Below are 16613 nucleotides of genomic sequence, written 5' to 3' on the forward strand. Positions count from 1 at the left end.
CCCGCCAGGGCGGGGTGGCTGGCACTCGCCAGACGGAGGGGGAGGGGGCGACACCGCAGGTTCCGTGCGGTCCCGTCTCCCTCCGCCACCGTCGGCGCTACCTTCCGCACCCTCTCACCCCGTCTGCGTGGCCGTTACCCCCAGACCCGTTCGTGTCCCAAACCCGTTCGTACCGAGTAGCCCCCTTGCGTATCGAGGGCTCGTATCGAGGTACAGGTTGCGCGCGGAAATCTATCCTTCGATACGCCAACGAACGGACCAGAGGCGAACGGGTGAAGGAGCGTAGGGAGCCCTACTTCCCCCCACGATCCAAAGTCTGCGCCGCCACCCGCACCGTAACCGTCTGCACCACGTCCGCCGCAGACGTCGCCAGCATCACCTTGTAGTCCCCGCCAGCGATCTTCCACCCACCACTTGCAACGTCGAACGTCGCCAACAACCGCGGGTCCACCGTCACCGAAACAGCCTGCTCGGCCCCCGGCGCGAGGTCGACCTTGCGGAACGCCCCCAGCCGCTTCGGCGCTTCCCAACCCGCGCCCGACACATAGACCTGCGCGACCGCCTTGCCCTGCACCGCGCCCGTGTTCTTCACCGAGAACCCAGCCTTGATCCCCTTGCCCGCAGGCGCCGCGGTCAGCCCGGTCATCGCGAAAGTCGTGTAGGACAGCCCATAGCCAAACGGGAACAGCGGCTTAGCGCCGGTCTTGTCGAACCACTTATAGCCGACCGCGGCCCCCTCGATGTCGTAATTGCCCATCGGATGGGCGTCGCGGTCGAGCTTCGGATCGCCCTCCAGCACCGGCCGCGGCGTCTGCGCGAGCGACGCGGGGAATGTCGCGGGCAGGTGCCCCGACGGATTGACCTCGCCGGTCAGCACGCGCGCGATCGCCTCGCCGCCCGCCGTGCCGGGATACCACGCCTCCAGCACCGCGCCGACTTTCCCCAGCCACGGCATCACCACCGGCCCACCGGTTTCGAGCACGACCACGGTCTTCTTGTTCGCCCCCGCGACCGCCTCGATCAGCGCGTTCTGGCCAGCCGGCAGGTTCAGGTCGGGCACGTCGATCGACTCCCCTGTCCACTGCTCGCCGAACACGACGACCATATCCGCCCGACGCGCCGCCGCGGCCGCCGCCTTCACGTCCTTGCCGTCGAGATACGTCACCGTCGCCCCGGTCCGCGCCTGCAAAGCCTTCATCGGCGACGAAGCGTGATAGGTCTTCGGCCCCGGGAAGCCGCTCGGAAACTCGTCTGCCACGATCAGGCCATTGGTCGGCGCGTTGTGCGAATAGACCTGGCTCGAGCCGCCGCCCGACAGCACGCCGACATCGGCATGCGCGCCGATCAGTAGGATCGACTTCGCGGTCTTGGCGATCGGCAACAACCCTGCGCTGTTCTTGAGAAGGACGATGCCCTCCTCCGCATCCGCGCGCGTCACCGCGGCATGCGCGGCATAGTCGATCTTGGTTGCCTGATCGCCGCCCACGACCGTGTCGAACGCGCCGACCGAGACCATCCCCCACAGCACGCGCCGCGCCATGTCCGTCGCACGCGCTTCGCTGACATGGCCGTTGTTGACCGCCTCGCGCAGCGCATCTGCGAAATACGCCGAGCGATCGAACGCCCAGCCCGATTGCTGGTCGAGTCCCGCATTGGCCGCCTCGCTGGTCGAGTGCACCGCGCCCCAGTCGGACATGACATAGCCCTTGAAGCCCCAGTCGCGCTTCAGGACTTTGTTGAGCAACCAGTCGTTCTCGCACGCATAATGGCCGTTCACGCGGTTGTACGAGCACATCACCGAGCCGGGCTGCCCGACTTCGTTGGCGATCTCGAACGCGAGCAGATCGGACTGGCGCGCCGCCTGTTCGCCGATCTGGTGATCCATCGTGAAGCGGTTCGTCTCCTGCCCGTTGAACGCGTAATGCTTCATCGTCGAGACGACGTGCTGCGACTGGATTCCCTTGATCTCGTGCCCAGTGATCACACCCGCCAGCAGCGGATCCTCGCCGCCATATTCGAAGTTGCGCCCGTTACGCGGCTCGCGCGTCAGGTTCATCCCGCCAGCGAGCTGCACGTTGAAGCCCGACAGGAACGCCTCCCGGCCGATCATCGCACCACCGGCCTGCGCCAGTTCCGGGTTCCAGGTCGACGCGGTCGCGATCCCCGACGGCAGCGAGGTGCGCAGGCGCGGCGTCGGCCCGCGCTGGCTGGCGACACCGACGCCGGCATCGGTCTGCCACTGGTTCGGGATGCCGAGCCGCGGGATGCCAGGCACGATCCCGGCGGACGCGGGCAAGCCGTCCTTCGGATAGACCCAGTTCTTGACCGGCGTCTTCAGCCAGTCGGCATTGGTTGCGAAATAGCCGAAGGTGAGCTGCAACTTCTCGTCGAGCGTCATCTCTTTCAGCAGCAGATCGACGCGCGCATCGGCACTCAGCGCGGTGTTCATCCAAGGCCGCACCTTGGGAGCCTCGGTCCGCGCCGCCGCGGCACCGGGCGCGTTGTTGGTGGTCTGCGCGACGGCGGGCGCGGCGATCGCCAGCACCGATCCCGCGAGCAGACGGATGAACAGGGCGCGGGAACGGAATGCGGTCATGGACTTCACTTTCAGGCTGATCGGTTATCGCATGTGTGCCGCGTTCGTCGCAGTATCGCAACCAGCCGTCGCAACGCCCCCTCCCTGAAAGGGCCACCCCTTCCTGATAGGGCCACCCCTTCCTGAAATGGCTCCCCTCCCTGAAGGGAGGGGTTGGGGGGTGGGTCGGTTTCCGGATCATGAAACGCCGCCGACCCAAGCCGGCCTACCCACCCCCTACCCCTCCCTTTCAGGGAGGGGAGCAGTAGACGCAGCACTACACTGCACGTCCAGCGCCTCCGCCATCAGCCGAAAACCCTTCCCCCGCGCGGCGCGGATGCGGTCACGCCTTCCCGAAGCCACCCCCGCCGGGCGTCTCGATCACGAACACGTCGCCCGCGTGCATGTCGATCTTGGCGGTAGAGCCAAGCCGTTCGACACTGCCATCCGCACGCTCGACGGCCGCCGATCCCAGCCCGCCCGCCTCGCCGCCGGCCATACCGAAAGGGGGCACGCGCCGCCGGTTGGCAAGAATGCAGGCGGTCATGTCGTCGAGGAACCGCACACGCCGCGTCCCCCCGTCGCCGCCGTGGTGCACGCCTACCCCGCCCGAGCCGCGACGGATCGAGAATTCCTCCAGCAGCACCGGGAAGCGCGTTTCGAAGATTTCCGGGTCGGTCAGCCGGCTGTTGGTCATGTGCGTCTGGATTACCGACGCGCCGTCGAAGCCGGGGCCAGCACCCGCACCCCCGGCGATCGTCTCGTAATATTGGTGCGTTTCGTTGCCGAAGGTGAAGTTGTTCATCGTCCCCTGGCTCGCCGCCATCGCGCCGAGCGCGCCGAACAGCGCGTCGGTGACGACCTGACTGGTCTCGACGTTGCCGGCGACGACTGCGGCCGGATAGCGCGGGTTCAACATCGAGCCTTCGGGCACGCGGATCGTCACGCCGCGCAGGCAACCGTCGTTGAGCGGTACTGGCTCGTCGATCAGCGCGCGCACGACATACAGCACCGCGGCGCGAACGATCGAGACGGGGGCGTTGAAGTTGGTCGGGCGCTGCTCGCTGGTACCGGCGAAGTCGACGACCATCGTCGCGGCCTCGCGGTCCACCCGAACCGCCACGCGGACGACCGCGCCGTCGTCCATCTCATACGCGAACGCGCCGTCGTCGAGTGTCGCGATCAGGCGGCGGACCGCGGCGTCGGCATTGGCCTGGACATGCTCCATATACGCCGCAACGACGTCCGTGCCGTATTCGTCCGCCAGCCGTGCGAGCCCGGTCGCGCCGCGGGTGCAGGCCGCCAACTGCGCGGCGAGATCGGCGATGTTCTGGTCGATGTTGCGCGCGGGATAGAGCCCGCTCGCGAACACCGCGCGCAGTTCGGCGTCGAGGAACCGCCCTTCGTCAACCACCAGCACGTCGTCGAGCAGCACGCCCTCTTCCTCGACCGAGCGGCTTTCGGGCGGCATCGATCCGGGGGTGATTCCGCCGACGTCGGCGTGATGGCCACGCGCTGCGACGAAGAACGCCGGCGCGTCGTCGTCTCCTGCAAAGACCGGCATGATGACGGTGATGTCGGGCAGATGCGTACCGCCGCGATAGGGGGCGTTGAGCGCGTAGGCGTCGCCGCGGCGGATCCCGCGGCCGTCTGCGCCGCCGCCGCGTGCGTCGATGATCGTGCGGATGCTCTCGCCCATCGAGCCCAGATGGACCGGGATGTGCGGCGCATTGGCGACGAGGTTGCCGTGTGCGTCGAACAGCGCGCAGCTGAAGTCGAGCCGTTCACGGATGTTGACCGAGGCAGCGGAGCGCTGGAGCGCCGCCCCCATCTCCTCGGCGATGCTCATGAACAGCCCGGCGAAAATCGCCAGCCGGACCGGATCGGACTCGGTGCCGATGCTGGCGCCGACACGAGGTGCGATGCGGTCGAGAATCAGGTTGCCGATCGGATCGACGCGCGCGCGCCAGCCGGGCTCGACGATGGTAGTCGAGACGCTGTCGAGGATCAGCGCGGGGCCGTCGACGCCGTGTCCTGCCGGGAGGCCTTCGCGCGCGAGTACCGGCGTGTCGTGCCATGCGCCGGCCATGTAGACTTGGGCGACCGCCAGCGGTGAGGCTGGCTCGTCGGGGAAGGCGACTAGTGCCGCGTCAATCGGCGGGCTTTCGGCGATCGCCTCGGCGACGATCCGGTCGGCGATCAGCGGTGCTTCGCTGGCAAAGCCGAACTGCGCGATGTGCGCGGCGTCGAACGCGGCGATCATCGCTGGCAGTTCGTCGAGATCGAGTTCGATGGTGTGGTCGGTCTGGCCTCGACGGAGATGCACGCGGCGTTCGATCCGAACGCCGTCCGCCGTGACGCCCTGCGCTACCAATGCTTCGCGCGCGGCCTCCGCCAGCCCGTCCATCGCTTTGACGATCTCAGCGTAATTCGCGAACGCCGCACCAGAGGTCGCCTCGCGCAGAACCCGTCGATCGGCGAGCCCCATGCCGTAGGCGGACAGCACGCCGGCCAGCGGGTGGATCATCACGCGGTCCATCGCCAGCGCGTCGGCGACGAGGCACGCATGCTGTCCTCCGGCTCCACCGAAGCAGGCGAGCGTGTAGCGCGTCACGTCATGCCCGCGCGCGACCGAAATCGTGCGGATCGCGTTCGCCATGTTCGCCACCGCGACCGCGACGAACCCTTCGGCCGCAACCTGTGGATCGAGCGGCAACGCCGCGAACCGCGCCGCCACCGCCTCCGCATCGAGCGGCGCATCGCCGGTCGGTCCGAAGAGTGCCGGAAAGAACTCCGGGCGCACCTTGCCGAGCATCACGTTGCAGTCGGTGACGGTCAGCGGCCCGCCACGCCGGTAGCACGCAGGCCCAGGTACAGCGCCTGCGCTCTCCGGACCGACGATAAGCCGCTCGCCATCGAACCGACAGATCGAGCCGCCGCCCGCCGCGACGGTGTGGATTCGCAGCATCGGCGCGCGGATGCGGGCGCCGGCGATCAGCGTCTCGGTGTCGCGCTCGTACGTCCCGGCGTAGTGCGACACGTCGGTCGATGTACCGCCCATGTCGAAGCCGATGACGTGCTCGAACCCGGCCTCGCGCGCGGTCGCGGCCATCCCGACGATCCCGCCTGCCGGTCCCGACAGGATCGCGTCCTTGCCGCGAAAGCCTGCGCCGTCGACCAGCCCGCCGGACGACTGCATGAACAGCGCGCCCTGCCCCAGCGCGTCGCTTAACCCCGCGACATAGCGATCGACGACCGGCGACAAATACGCATCTACGACCGTGGTATCGCCGCGGCCGATCAGCTTGATCAACGGCGCGACGCGGTGGCTGACCGAGATTTGCGTGAAGCCGATCTCGGCCGCGATTGCCGCCAGTGCTTTCTCGTGCGCGGTGAAGCGATAGCCGTGCATCAAGACGATCGCGACCGCGCGTAGCCCACTATCGAACGCCGCTTTCAAACCTGCACGCCCCGCATCGACGTCGAGCGGGCGTAGCACATCGCCTTCCGCGCCAACCCGCTCGTCGATCTCCACGACATGCGCGAACAGTGGCGGCGGGCGGTTCACGTCGCGCGCGAAAATATTGGACCGCTCCTGGTGCCCGATCAGCAGCGCATCGCCGAACCCGCGCGTGATCACGAGGCACGTCGGCTCGCCCTTGCGCTCGAGCAGCGCATTGGTCGCGACGGTCGTGCCGATCCGCAGTTCGAGCGGGACATCGGCGCCGTCGGTCAGCCGCCGGATCGCCTCGACCGCCGCGTCACCGTAGCGCTCGGGATCTTCCGACAGCAGCTTGGCGGTGACGATCCGCCCGTCCGGTTGCCGCGCGACGACGTCGGTGAACGTGCCGCCGCGGTCGATCCAGAACTGCCATGCGGTCATCGGTCAATCAGCCCAGAAAAGCGGTCATCCGTGCGGCGGCATCGGTCCACGCCACCTGGCGGTCGTCGAGCCATGCATCGTCGTAATAGGTGCACCCATAGCGGTCGCCGCCATCGCACAACAGCGTGACGATGCTCCCCGTCTCGCCCGTCGCCGCCATCTCCTCGACGATCTGCGCACAGGCCCAGAGGTTGGTCCCGGTCGAGCCACCGACGCGCCGCCCCAGCCGGTCGGACAGCGCGCGCATTGCACCGATGCTGTCCGCATCCTCGACCGCGATCATCCGGTCGATCACGCTCGGCACGAAGCTCGGCTCGACGCGCGGCCGCCCGATCCCCTCGATCCGTGACGCGCACCCCTCTGGCAACGCGACCACAGAGCGATCCGCGAAATGCCGGTGGAACACCGAATGCACCGGGTCCGCGACGCACAATCTGGTGTCGTGCCGGCAATAGCGGATGAAGCGCCCGATCGTCGCCGACGTCCCCCCGGTACCGGCGCCGCACACGATCCAGGACGGGCACGGATGCTCCTCCTCGCCCATCTGTGCGAAGATGCTCTCGGCGATGTTGTTGTTGCCGCGCCAGTCGGTCGCGCGCTCGGCATAGGTGAACTGGTCGAGATAATGCCCGCCGGTCTCCGCGGCGAGACGGTGCGAGACCGCGTAGACGGTGCGCGGATCGTCGACCATGTGGATCTCGCCGCCGTGAAAGCGGATCGCGTCGAGCTTCGGCTTGGCGGTCGTCGCCGGCACTACGGCGATGAAGCGCAGCCCCAGCATCCTGGCGAAATACGCCTCCGACACCGCGGTCGATCCAGACGAGGATTCGATCACCGTCGTCTCCGGCCCGATCCATTCGTTGCACAGCGCATACAGGAACAACGAGCGCGCGAGCCGGTGCTTGAGGCTGCCGGTCGGGTGCGAACTCTCGTCCTTCAGGTACAGCACGATGCCGGGATACCGCGGCAAATCGACACGGATCAGATGCGTGTCGGCGGACCGGTTATAGTCCGCCTCGATCCGCCGCACCGCCTCCGACAACCAGCGCCGGTCGACGCGCTTCCCCGTCACTGCAGGCGTCATTGCAGCCCGTGACGGACCAGCATCGCGGTTGGCTCGGGATCACGCCCACGAAACGCGCGGAAGCTCTCCGCGGCGGGCCGCGTCGCACCCCGCGCGAGAACTTCCTCGCGGAACCGGTCGCCGGTCTTACGATCGACGAGGCCCGCTTCCGCAAACGCTTCGAAGCCATCCGCCGCCAGCAGTTCGGCGTGCAGATAGCTGTAATAGCCCGACGCATAGCCCCCAGCGAAAATGTGGCTGAACGCGTGCGGGAAGCGGTGCCATGCGGGCGGGCGGATCACCGCCACCTCGTCGCGCACCGCCTCGATCACCTCGATCGGATCGCTGCCCATCGTGCCGAGATGCAGCAGCAGGTCGAACAGCGCGAACTCGACCTGGCGCAGAATGAACATCCCCGCCTGGAAATGCCGCGCCTTCACCATCCGCTCGAACAGGTCGGCGGGCAGCGTCTCGCCGGTCTTGTAGTGGCCGGACATGCCGGTCAGCACGCCCTGATCCCAGGCGAAATCCTCCATCAGCTGACTCGGCAGCTCGATCGCATCCCATTCGAAGCCATTGGTCCCTGCGATGCTCGGCCGGTTCACCTTGGTGAAGAGCAGATGGATGCAATGCCCGGTCTCGTGCAGCAGCGTCGTCACGTCGTTATGGCTCAGCAGCGACGGCGTCTCGCCCCCATCCGGCGCGAAGTTGCAGACCAGGTACGCGACCGGCACCGTCACGGTATTGCCGTCGTGCAGCCGAGGCCGCGCCTGCGCCATCCACGCGCCGCCCCGCTTGCCGGTGCGCGCATGAAGGTCGAGATACAGCCCCGCGAACACCGTCCCGCTCTCGTCCACCACGTCGAAGAACCGCGCGTCCTCGTGATACAGCGACACGTCGTCGCGCTCGACCAGCTTGATCCCGAACAGCCGCTGCATCAGCGTCTGCCAGCCCTCCATCACGCGCTCGACGGGGAAATACGCCTTCACCACCTGCGCATCGACCGCGTAGCGATCCTGCCGCAAACGGTTCGAGACGAAGCCCGCATCCCAGGGCTCGAAATCGGCGATCCCGAGTTGCTCGGCCGCAAACGTCTTCAGCTCGGCGAGGTCACGCTCCGCCGCCGGCTTTGCACGCCGCGCCAGATCGCGCAGAAACGCAATCACCTCGGCGCCATTGGGGGCCATCTTGGTCTCCAGCGACCACGCGACCGGGTCGGTGAACCCGAGCAACTTCGCGCCCTCGTGCCGCAGTTCGAGGATACGCGCGATCCGGGCGCTGTTGTCGAACTCGCCTGCATTCGGCCCCTGGTCCGACGCCCGCGTCGCGAACGCGCGGTAGATGCGTGCGCGCAACTCGCGGTTCTCGGCGAAGGTCAGCACCGCGTTCACACTCGGCTGTTGCAAAGTAACGAGCCAACCTTCCAGCCCCTTAGCCTTGGCGGCATCCGCGAACATCGCCTTGTCCGCGTCCGAAATCCCCGCAAGATCGGCCTCGTCCGTCACCAGTTCGGACCATGCATCGGTCGCATCGAGCACCGCGCTGCCGAACTCGTTCGACAAGCCCGACAGCTCGACCGAAATCTCGCTGAACCGGTCACGTGCCTCGGGCTCAAGCGCGACACCCGAGAGCGTGAAGTCACGGATCGCCTGCTCGACCGCGACCCGGTCCTCGACGGCCAAGTCGGCAAACTCAGGCGACACGCTCAACGCCACGAACACCTCGTACAAATCGCGGTTCTGCCCCACCTTCATGTCGTTCTCGACGAGCCGCTTCTGCCCCTCCGAATACGCCGCGCGCAGCTCGGGCGTGTCCGCGACGCCGTGCAGGTGCGACACCGCCGACCATATCGCGCCGATCTCGGTATTCGCGCGCTCGTATGGCAGCCACGCGCTCGCGAAATCGGTCGGCCGCGCGGTCGTGAGCGCCTCGACCATCGCCTCATGCCGCGCGATCGCCTCGTCGAGTGCCGGCGCGATCTGGTCGGGCGAGAGCTCCGCGAAACGGGGCAGCGAAAGCGTATCGAGCAGCGGGTTCGTCGGGGCAGCCATCAAAGATCCTTCAGCATTCGACGACGTTGACGGCCAGGCCACCAAGCGACGTCTCCTTATATTGCGAGCGCATGTCCTCACCGGTCTGGCGCATCGTCTCGATCACCGCATCGAGGCTGACGATATGGCGACCGTCCCCCCGCAGCGCCAGATACGCCGCGTTGATCGCCTTGATCGCACCCATCGTGTTGCGCTCGATGCACGGGATCTGGACCAGCCCGCCGATCGGATCGCAGGTCAGGCCGAGATTATGCTCCATGCCGATCTCCGCCGCATTCTCGATCTGCGCGTTGGTCCCGCCGAGCGCCGCGACCAGCGCGCCAGCGGCCATAGAACACGCGACGCCGACCTCGCCCTGGCAGCCCATCTCCGCCGCCGAGATCGACGCGCGCTTCTTGTAGAGAAACCCGATCGCCGCCGCGGTCAGTAGAAAGTCGTGCGCGCCCTTCGGCGTCGGCTCCTTGGTGAACGTCTCGTAGAACCGCAGCACCGCCGGCAGCACACCCGCCGCGCCATTGGTCGGCGCGGTCACGACGCGGCCACCCGCCGCATTCTCCTCGTTCACCGCCAGCGCATACAGGCTGACCCACTCGAACACCGCGGACGGATCAGCCGCAGTATCCCGCGCCTCCAGCCCCTCGAACAGCGCCTTCGCCCGACGCGGCACCTTCAGCCCGCCGGGCAAGATGCCGCCCTGCCGACAACCGCGATCGATCGACGCGAACATGGCGCCCTGCACCGCATCGAGGAACGCATCGGTCTCACTCTCCGGCCGCCACGCAATCTCGTTCTCGCGAACGATGTCGGCAATCGTCATCCCCGTAGCATCACCGGTCGCGAGCAGTTCCGCTCCCGACGAGAACGGCCGCGGCAACAGGATGTTCGCCTTCACCGGGCCCGACCCAGCCTCGACGATCGCGCCGCCACCGATCGAGAAATAGGTCCGCTCGACGCTGCGCCCGTCGCCGAACGACGCGGTGAACGTCACCGCATTGGGATGCCCCGGCAAAAACGTCTGCGCATGGAACAGCAGATGCTGGCTCTCCTCGAACCCGATCTCCACCCGCTCCGCCAGCATCAGCCGCCCGCTAGACCGGATCGCCGCCAGCCGCACCGGGATCAGGTCGGGATCGATCGTCTCGGGCTGCGCGCCACTCAAGCCGAGCATCACCGCGCTGTCGGTAGCATGCCCCCGCCCGGTCAGCGCCAGCGAGCCGTACAGGTCGACGCGCACAGCCACCGGCTTCTCGTCCGCGACCAGATCCGCGAACAACCACGCCGCGCGCATCGGCCCGACGGTATGCGAACTCGACGGCCCGATCCCGATCGTGAACAGGTCGAGAATGCTGATCGCCTGGTGGCAATCGGGGCGAGCGCGAGTCTGCTCGTCCGGGCGATCGAAGGTCAGCGGGGTCATGGCTCGCCGTTACGAGACTATACCCCGCGCCGTCCATCCGAAGCTGACTCCGCGCCTATTCCCCCGCCCATTCCTTCAGCAACGTGTAGGCGATCGCATAGGGCGGCGGCGCGACGAACGGCCCGTCCTCCCCACGCAGCACCGCGCGCACCATCTCGCGCGGCACCCACATCGCATCCTCCAACTCGTTCACGTCGAGCGTGATCGCATCGTCCTCGGCCTCCGCGACGCACGCCATCATCAGCGACGAGGGGAACGGCCAAGGCTGGCTCGCGACGTACCGTACCTTGCCGACCCGCACGCCCGATTCCTCGAGAATCTCACGCGCTACGGCTTCCTCCATCGACTCCGCGGGCTCCACGAAACCCGCGAGCGCCGAATACCGCCCCGGCGGCCAGCCCTTGCCGCGCCCGAGCAGCGCGCGCCCGTCATGCTCGGCGATCATGATGACCACCGGATCGACCCGCGGGAAATGCTCGGTCGCGCAGTTCGGACATTTCCGCGCCCACCCGGCACGAAACACCGCGGTCGGCGACCCGCACTTCGCGCAGAACCCATGTCGGACGTGCCAGTCGATCACACTGCGCGCGCCGGCATAGGTCGCCGCCTCACCCGACGCGAGCGCAGCCAGCACCGCCATCAGTGCAGGCGACCGCATCGCCGGCGCGTTATCGACCCGCATACCGTTCAGCAACGCCGCGAAATGCGGCCGTCCGCTCTCGTCCAGCCCGAGCAGGATTGGATCGGCATCGTCGGGCATGTCCGCCATCGACGTCCAGGCAAGACGACCGTCGTCGGTCGTGCTCGGCAGCAACCCGTCGAGCACCAGCAACCGCGCACGCCAGTCGCGCTGCGCCGCCGCCAACCCCTCGGGATCGTGACGCAGCGCATCTGACCGGTCTAGCGTCCCACCCGTGAAGCCGGGCGCGTCCATCACGCTCATCGGCGCAACCTCGCCGCATCCTGCATCAGCGCCGCGACCACCTGCTGGCGGAGCGGTATCCGGTCCGCCGGGAAGTAATTGACCATCACGTTACCCCGCGAATGCTTCGACGGATCGACCCAGGCGATCGTCCCCGCAGCACCACCCCAGGCGTAAGTCCCCTTGCCCGGCCCGTTCGGCGTATCCGCCAGTACGACGGAACCGCCCGCACCAAAGCCCATGTTGCTCCCCTGCGTCCCCCCGGTACCGCCGCCGACCCCGCCGAACACCACGCCCGTCGGCAGCAGGTTCGACGTCGCCAGCGCGATCGTCTCGGGCTTCATCACGCGCACGCCGTCGAGCGTGCCGCCGTCCTGGATCATGTGCAGGAACCGATCGTAATCCCGCGCTGACATCACCAGCCCCGCGCCGCCGTACGGAAAGCTGGGCTTCTGCAAGAACACCGAGTTCGCCGCCGGATCGAGCGGCGTCTGCGTGTCGCCGATGAACGCATAGTTGGTCGCCAGCCGCCCGACTTCGCCCTGCGGCACCTGCCAGAAACTCGACCGCATCTTGAGAGGATCGAACAGCCGCGTCTGCACGAACCGTTCGAAGCTCATGCCGCTCGCGACCTCGATCACGCGGCCCATCACGTCGAGCCCGATCGAATAGCTCCACTTGGTGCCGGGGTCCGCGATCAGCGGCAGCGCGACGCGGTTCGCGAACTCCTCGAGCGACGCAGGCCGGACGGGCCGCATCTTCTCTTCCATCGCCGCGCTGACCGACAGCGGCAGGATGCCGAGCCGCTCATACTCCTTGAGCAACGGCCCCTTGGTGACGATCGTGTAACCTAGCCCGGCGGTATGCGTCAGCAGGTTGCGGATCGTGATCGGCCGCGTCGCCGGCCGCGTGGCAAGCGACGTGTCGGGGCTGGTCGCGACCTTCATGTCCTTGAACGCCGGGATATATTTGCTGACCGGATCGTCGAGGTTGAGCTTGCCGTCCTCGATCAGCATCATCGCCGCCATGCCGGTAATCGGCTTGCTCATGGAGTAGACGCGCCACAGCGAGTCAGGGCCGGCAGCCGGAGCATTCGGATCGTCGCTGATCTTGCCCGCCGAAGGGAACAGCGTCGGACCGTCGCCGACACCGAACGCCCCGACGATCCCCGGCATCTTGTCCTGCGCGACATAGCCGTCGAACAGCGCGGTCGTCGCAGGCAGCAGCGCCTTGACCGGAATCGTCATCCGCGGCGCAGGCCGAGCCTGCGGGGAAGGCTGAGCCTGCTGGGCATAGCCCGTAGCCGCGGCCAGCGCGGCGAGGCCGCCCGTCGAAATCCAGTGCACCAGTTTCATGCAGATCTCCGTGTGGCCCAGTTCAGAATGGCTTTCCCGGCCTTGGCGAAAACGGTCGGCAGCCCGGCGGTATCCAGGTCGTCGATCGGCCACCATTCGCTTGCCGTTGGAACGCGCGGTTGATGCGCCTCGACCGTCGCCACCGCAAGCGTCAGTTGCAGATCGAAATGCGTAAATCCGTGCGCGACGGTCTCGTCCAGCATCCGCCACTCCGCCTGCGCCGGCGCATCCTCGAAACCGGGCGTTGCCTCGCCCCAGGCCCCGGTCGGAAACGCCCGCATCCCGCCCAGCAAACCGGAATCCGGCCGTCGCACCAGCAACACCTGACCGTCGCGCTCCAGCCAGAAGATCGTCCCGTACCGTTGAGGCTTGGCCGCCTTCTTGGCCTTCACCGGCAGCCGCTCCGGCGCGCCCTGAGCAAAGCCCTCGCAAAATTCACGGATAGGACACAGCAAACACTTCGGACTCCGCGTCGTGCAAATCCCCGACCCCAGATCCATCATCGCCTGCGCAAAATCCCCCGCGCGGAGGTCGGGCGTAATCGAATCCGCCGCCACCCGAATCGCAGGCCGCGCACCCGGCAAAGGCGTCTGAATCGCAAACACCCGAGCGACCACCCGCTCGACATTCGCATCGACCACCACCGCCCGTTCCCCGAACGCGATCGCCGCCACCGCCGCCGCGGTATACGCGCCCAGCCCCGGCAGTTCGCGCAGTTCGGCCTCGGTACCCGGAAACACGCCGCCATGCTCCGCCACCACGGCCTTCGCCGCCTTCACCAGATTGCGCGCCCGAGCATAATACCCAAGCCCCGCCCAAGCCGCCATCACATCGGCATCGTCCGCCGCCGCCAGACTCGCGAAATCCGGCCACCGCGCCGTCCACGCCAGGAACCGCGGCGTCACCGCAGCCACCGTAGTCTGCTGCAACATCACCTCTGACAGCCACACCCGGTACGGATCGACCGCCTCGCCCGGCTTCGCGCGCCACGGCAGGTCGCGACGATGCGCGTCATACCATCCGAGCAGGGCCCCGGAGACCGAAGAGCGCTTGGCGTTCACGCGTCGCCTATGGCATGGGTTCGCGGATGAGCAAGCCGCCCGTTTCCCTGCCCAAAGCTGCGACGCCCAAGCCGGCGACGAAGCGCATAAAAGGCAAGACCGATCCCGACGCCCCGCGCGAGAATCGCTCGCGCGCGGTCGCCGAGCTGTTGCCCGCGATCGGCGGCGCGGCGTTCCGGCGATTCGGCTTCGTCCAGTCGTCGATCGTCAGCCGCTGGCCGGAGATCGTCGGCGCGAAACTGGCGGGCGCGAGCATCCCCGAATCGATCCGCTTCCCGCTCGGCAAGAAGCAGGACGGCGTCCTCACCCTCACCGTCCGCGGCGCGCACGCCCCGATGATGCAGCACATTGCCCCCGAGATCATCGAGCGCGTAAACCGCTTCTTCGGCTACGCCGCCATCGTGAAAGTCGCGATCCGCCAGGGCGAAGTCGCCGCCCCCGTGCCGCGCAAAGCCCCACCGTCGATCCGCCCGGTCCCCGTCGATCTCGGTGCGAGCCTGAAGGGCATCGCCGATCCGGAACTGCGCGCCGTCCTCGAATCCCTCGCCGCCGGCGTCGCCTCGACGCACGGCCTTCCCAGGATCAACTGATGCGCGTCCTCCTAGCCGTCTTCGCCCTCTTCCTGCTCACCGGCGCGACCCCTGCGCGCGACTGGTCGCAGACCGCGCGGCAACTCCCCTCGGGCGCGTACCTGATCGGCAACCCCGCGGCCCGCGTAAAGCTGGTCGAATATGCCAGCTACACCTGCTCGCACTGCGCCGACTTCTCGGTGAAGTCCGAACCTGTGCTGAAGCGCCAGATGATCGCATCCGGCTCCACCAGCCTCGAATTCCGCCACTTCATCCGCGACCGCCTCGACCTGTCGGCAGCGATCCTCGCACGCTGCACCGGCCCGAAAGGCTTCTCCGCGACATCGTCCGCGATCTTCGCCGCACAACCGCAATGGCTACAGCGCGGAATCGAGTATCAGCAGGGCAACGCCGCGCGCCTCGCGATGTATTCAACCGCCGCGCAGATCCGCGCCAACGCCGACGGCTCCGGCCTGACCGCGATGGTCAAGGCTCGCGGGTTGTCGGATGCGGCGATCAACGCCTGCTTCGCCAACCAGCCCGAGATCGACCGCATCGTCAAGCTGACCGCCGACGCGCCCAAGGAAATCGATTCCACCCCGACCTTCTACCTCAACGGCAAGATCGTGCCCCATGTCGGCTGGGAACAGCTCGAACCCGCGCTCCGCAAGGCCGGCGCCCGGTAACGTTTGCAAATGATCCACTGGAGTAACAGCATGAAGTTCGTAATCGCCCTCGCCGCCCTGCCGCTCGCGCTCGCCGCCTGCTCGAAGAACGATTCGACCGGCAACGTCGACGCGCCTGCCGCGGCCCCCGTCGCCGCCGCCGCCGCGCCTGCCGGCCAGAGCTGGACCGAGACGGTCGTGAAGACCCCCGAGGGCTATCTGATGGGCAACCCCAACGCCGCCATCAAGCTCGTCGAATACGGCGCGCGCTCGTGCCCGACCTGTGGCTCATTCGCCCGCGAGGCGTACAAGCCGCTGACCGAGAAGTACGTCTCGACCGGGAAAGTCAGCTTCGAATTCCGCGACTTCCTCGTCCACGGCGCCCCCGACGTGGCGCTGACGCTGCTCGGCCAGTGCGGTGGCGTCGCGCCGTTCTTCCCGCTCCTCGAGCAGATGTACGGCAACCAGATCGCCTTCCTCGACAAGCTCCAGACGATGACCCCCGACCAGCAAAAGGCGCTCGCCAACCAGCCCCCGACGGTCGTCGCGACCAAGCTCGCCGAACAGATGGGCGCGATCGATTTCGTCAAGCAGCGCGGGATCCCGGAAGCCAAGGCGCGCGCCTGCCTCGCGGATCAGAAGCAGCTTGAGGTGATGGCCAAGCCTACCGAGAATGCGATGCAGGCGGGGACGGTGACGGGCACGCCGACGTTCCTGATCAACGACAAGAAGCTCGACCAGGTCGTGAGCTGGGATCAGATGGAGAAGGCGCTGAAGGCGGCTGGCGCGTAAGCTAGCCCCGCTTCCGGAGAGTATAGACGGCAACCTAACCCACGGCGCCACCCCGGCGGAGGCCGGGGCCCAGTTGGGGGACGTCGCTGATCAGCGCTGCGTTCCGTTAATGCCACCTCTCCAGCTGGGCCCCGGCCTCCGCCGGGGAGGCAAGTGGGTTTGGGCAGCCCACGCCTCCTTGTTCTCCCGCGAAGGCGGGAGCCCAGTCTGGGTCCCCGCCTTCGCGGGGATACAACGGCGCAACGGTTCGGGATAAGATC

General features: G+C 67.6%; 11 protein-coding genes. 3 read left to right on the forward strand and 8 right to left on the reverse strand.

Going from position 1 to position 16613, the window contains the following annotated elements; translation table 11 throughout:
• Positions 1–292: 292 nt before the first annotated feature.
• The 8 genes from QFZ54_RS11210 to QFZ54_RS11245 form a co-directional block, all read right to left on the reverse strand.
• Positions 293–2596 (reverse strand): glycoside hydrolase family 3 C-terminal domain-containing protein, encoded by a 2304-nt coding sequence (locus QFZ54_RS11210; protein ID WP_307087098.1) that lies wholly within the window; start codon positions 2594–2596, stop codon positions 293–295.
• A gap of 322 nt (positions 2597–2918) precedes the next feature.
• Positions 2919–6458 carry a hydantoinase B/oxoprolinase family protein gene (locus QFZ54_RS11215; protein ID WP_307087100.1) on the reverse strand — a complete coding sequence of 1180 codons (3540 nt, stop codon included), beginning with the start codon at positions 6456–6458 and terminating at the stop codon, positions 2919–2921.
• 7 nt (positions 6459–6465) lie between these two features.
• On the reverse strand, positions 6466–7542 hold the full coding sequence (locus QFZ54_RS11220) for a PLP-dependent cysteine synthase family protein (protein ID WP_307087102.1): 1077 nt from the start codon (positions 7540–7542) through the stop codon (positions 6466–6468).
• Positions 7539–9572: a M3 family metallopeptidase gene (locus tag QFZ54_RS11225; protein WP_307087104.1), complete on the reverse strand. Its 2034-nt coding sequence runs from the start codon at positions 9570–9572 to the stop codon at positions 7539–7541. The genes QFZ54_RS11220 and QFZ54_RS11225 overlap by 4 nt, the downstream gene beginning before the upstream one ends.
• Before the next feature lie 10 nt (positions 9573–9582).
• Positions 9583–10989, reverse strand: a complete 1407-nt coding sequence (locus tag QFZ54_RS11230) for an L-serine ammonia-lyase (RefSeq protein ID WP_307087106.1) — start codon at positions 10987–10989, stop codon at positions 9583–9585.
• A gap of 55 nt (positions 10990–11044) precedes the next feature.
• A complete protein-coding gene (gene nudC, locus QFZ54_RS11235) occupies positions 11045–11923 on the reverse strand; it encodes an NAD(+) diphosphatase (protein WP_307089399.1) in 879 nt (292 codons plus the stop codon).
• A 5-nt stretch (positions 11924–11928) separates the two neighbouring features.
• Entirely contained in the window at positions 11929–13266 is a 1338-nt protein-coding gene (locus tag QFZ54_RS11240) for a serine hydrolase domain-containing protein (RefSeq protein WP_307087108.1), read from the reverse strand.
• Positions 13263–14327 carry an A/G-specific adenine glycosylase gene (locus tag QFZ54_RS11245; RefSeq protein WP_307087110.1) on the reverse strand — a complete coding sequence of 355 codons (1065 nt, stop codon included), beginning with the start codon at positions 14325–14327 and terminating at the stop codon, positions 13263–13265. Before QFZ54_RS11245 ends, QFZ54_RS11240 begins: the two co-directional genes overlap by 4 nt.
• 26 nt (positions 14328–14353) lie before the next feature.
• Between QFZ54_RS11245 and QFZ54_RS11250 the strand changes: the two genes are divergently transcribed.
• The 3 genes from QFZ54_RS11250 to QFZ54_RS11260 are packed head-to-tail and all read left to right on the forward strand — an operon-like array spanning position 14354 to position 16353.
• Positions 14354–14917 (forward strand): DUF721 domain-containing protein, encoded by a 564-nt coding sequence (locus QFZ54_RS11250; RefSeq protein WP_307087112.1) that lies wholly within the window; start codon positions 14354–14356, stop codon positions 14915–14917.
• Positions 14917–15582, forward strand: coding sequence for a thioredoxin domain-containing protein (locus QFZ54_RS11255; protein ID WP_307087114.1), 666 nt, complete (start codon positions 14917–14919; stop codon positions 15580–15582). Before QFZ54_RS11250 ends, QFZ54_RS11255 begins: the two co-directional genes overlap by 1 nt.
• A gap of 30 nt (positions 15583–15612) precedes the next feature.
• Entirely contained in the window at positions 15613–16353 is a 741-nt protein-coding gene (locus QFZ54_RS11260) for a thioredoxin domain-containing protein (RefSeq protein WP_307087116.1), read from the forward strand.
• Positions 16354–16613: the final 260 nt, after the last annotated feature.

Source organism: Sphingomonas faeni, assembly GCF_030817315.1.
GTDB lineage: Bacteria > Pseudomonadota > Alphaproteobacteria > Sphingomonadales > Sphingomonadaceae > Sphingomonas > Sphingomonas faeni_C.

Coding starts and splice junctions, on each gene's coding strand:
- QFZ54_RS11210 (WP_307087098.1), bottom strand. CDS start 2,596: ATGACCGCATTCCGTTCCCGCGCCCTGTTCATCCGTCTGCTCGCGGGA.
- QFZ54_RS11220 (WP_307087102.1), bottom strand. CDS start 7,542: ATGACGCCTGCAGTGACGGGGAAGCGCGTCGACCGGCGCTGGTTGTCG.
- QFZ54_RS11225 (WP_307087104.1), bottom strand. CDS start 9,572: ATGGCTGCCCCGACGAACCCGCTGCTCGATACGCTTTCGCTGCCCCGT.
- QFZ54_RS11240 (WP_307087108.1), bottom strand. CDS start 13,266: ATGAAACTGGTGCACTGGATTTCGACGGGCGGCCTCGCCGCGCTGGCC.
- QFZ54_RS11215 (WP_307087100.1), bottom strand. CDS start 6,458: ATGACCGCATGGCAGTTCTGGATCGACCGCGGCGGCACGTTCACCGAC.
- nudC (WP_307089399.1), bottom strand. CDS start 11,923: ATGGACGCGCCCGGCTTCACGGGTGGGACGCTAGACCGGTCAGATGCG.
- QFZ54_RS11250 (WP_307087112.1), top strand. CDS start 14,354: ATGAGCAAGCCGCCCGTTTCCCTGCCCAAAGCTGCGACGCCCAAGCCG.
- QFZ54_RS11230 (WP_307087106.1), bottom strand. CDS start 10,989: ATGACCCCGCTGACCTTCGATCGCCCGGACGAGCAGACTCGCGCTCGC.
- QFZ54_RS11255 (WP_307087114.1), top strand. CDS start 14,917: ATGCGCGTCCTCCTAGCCGTCTTCGCCCTCTTCCTGCTCACCGGCGCG.
- QFZ54_RS11260 (WP_307087116.1), top strand. CDS start 15,613: ATGAAGTTCGTAATCGCCCTCGCCGCCCTGCCGCTCGCGCTCGCCGCC.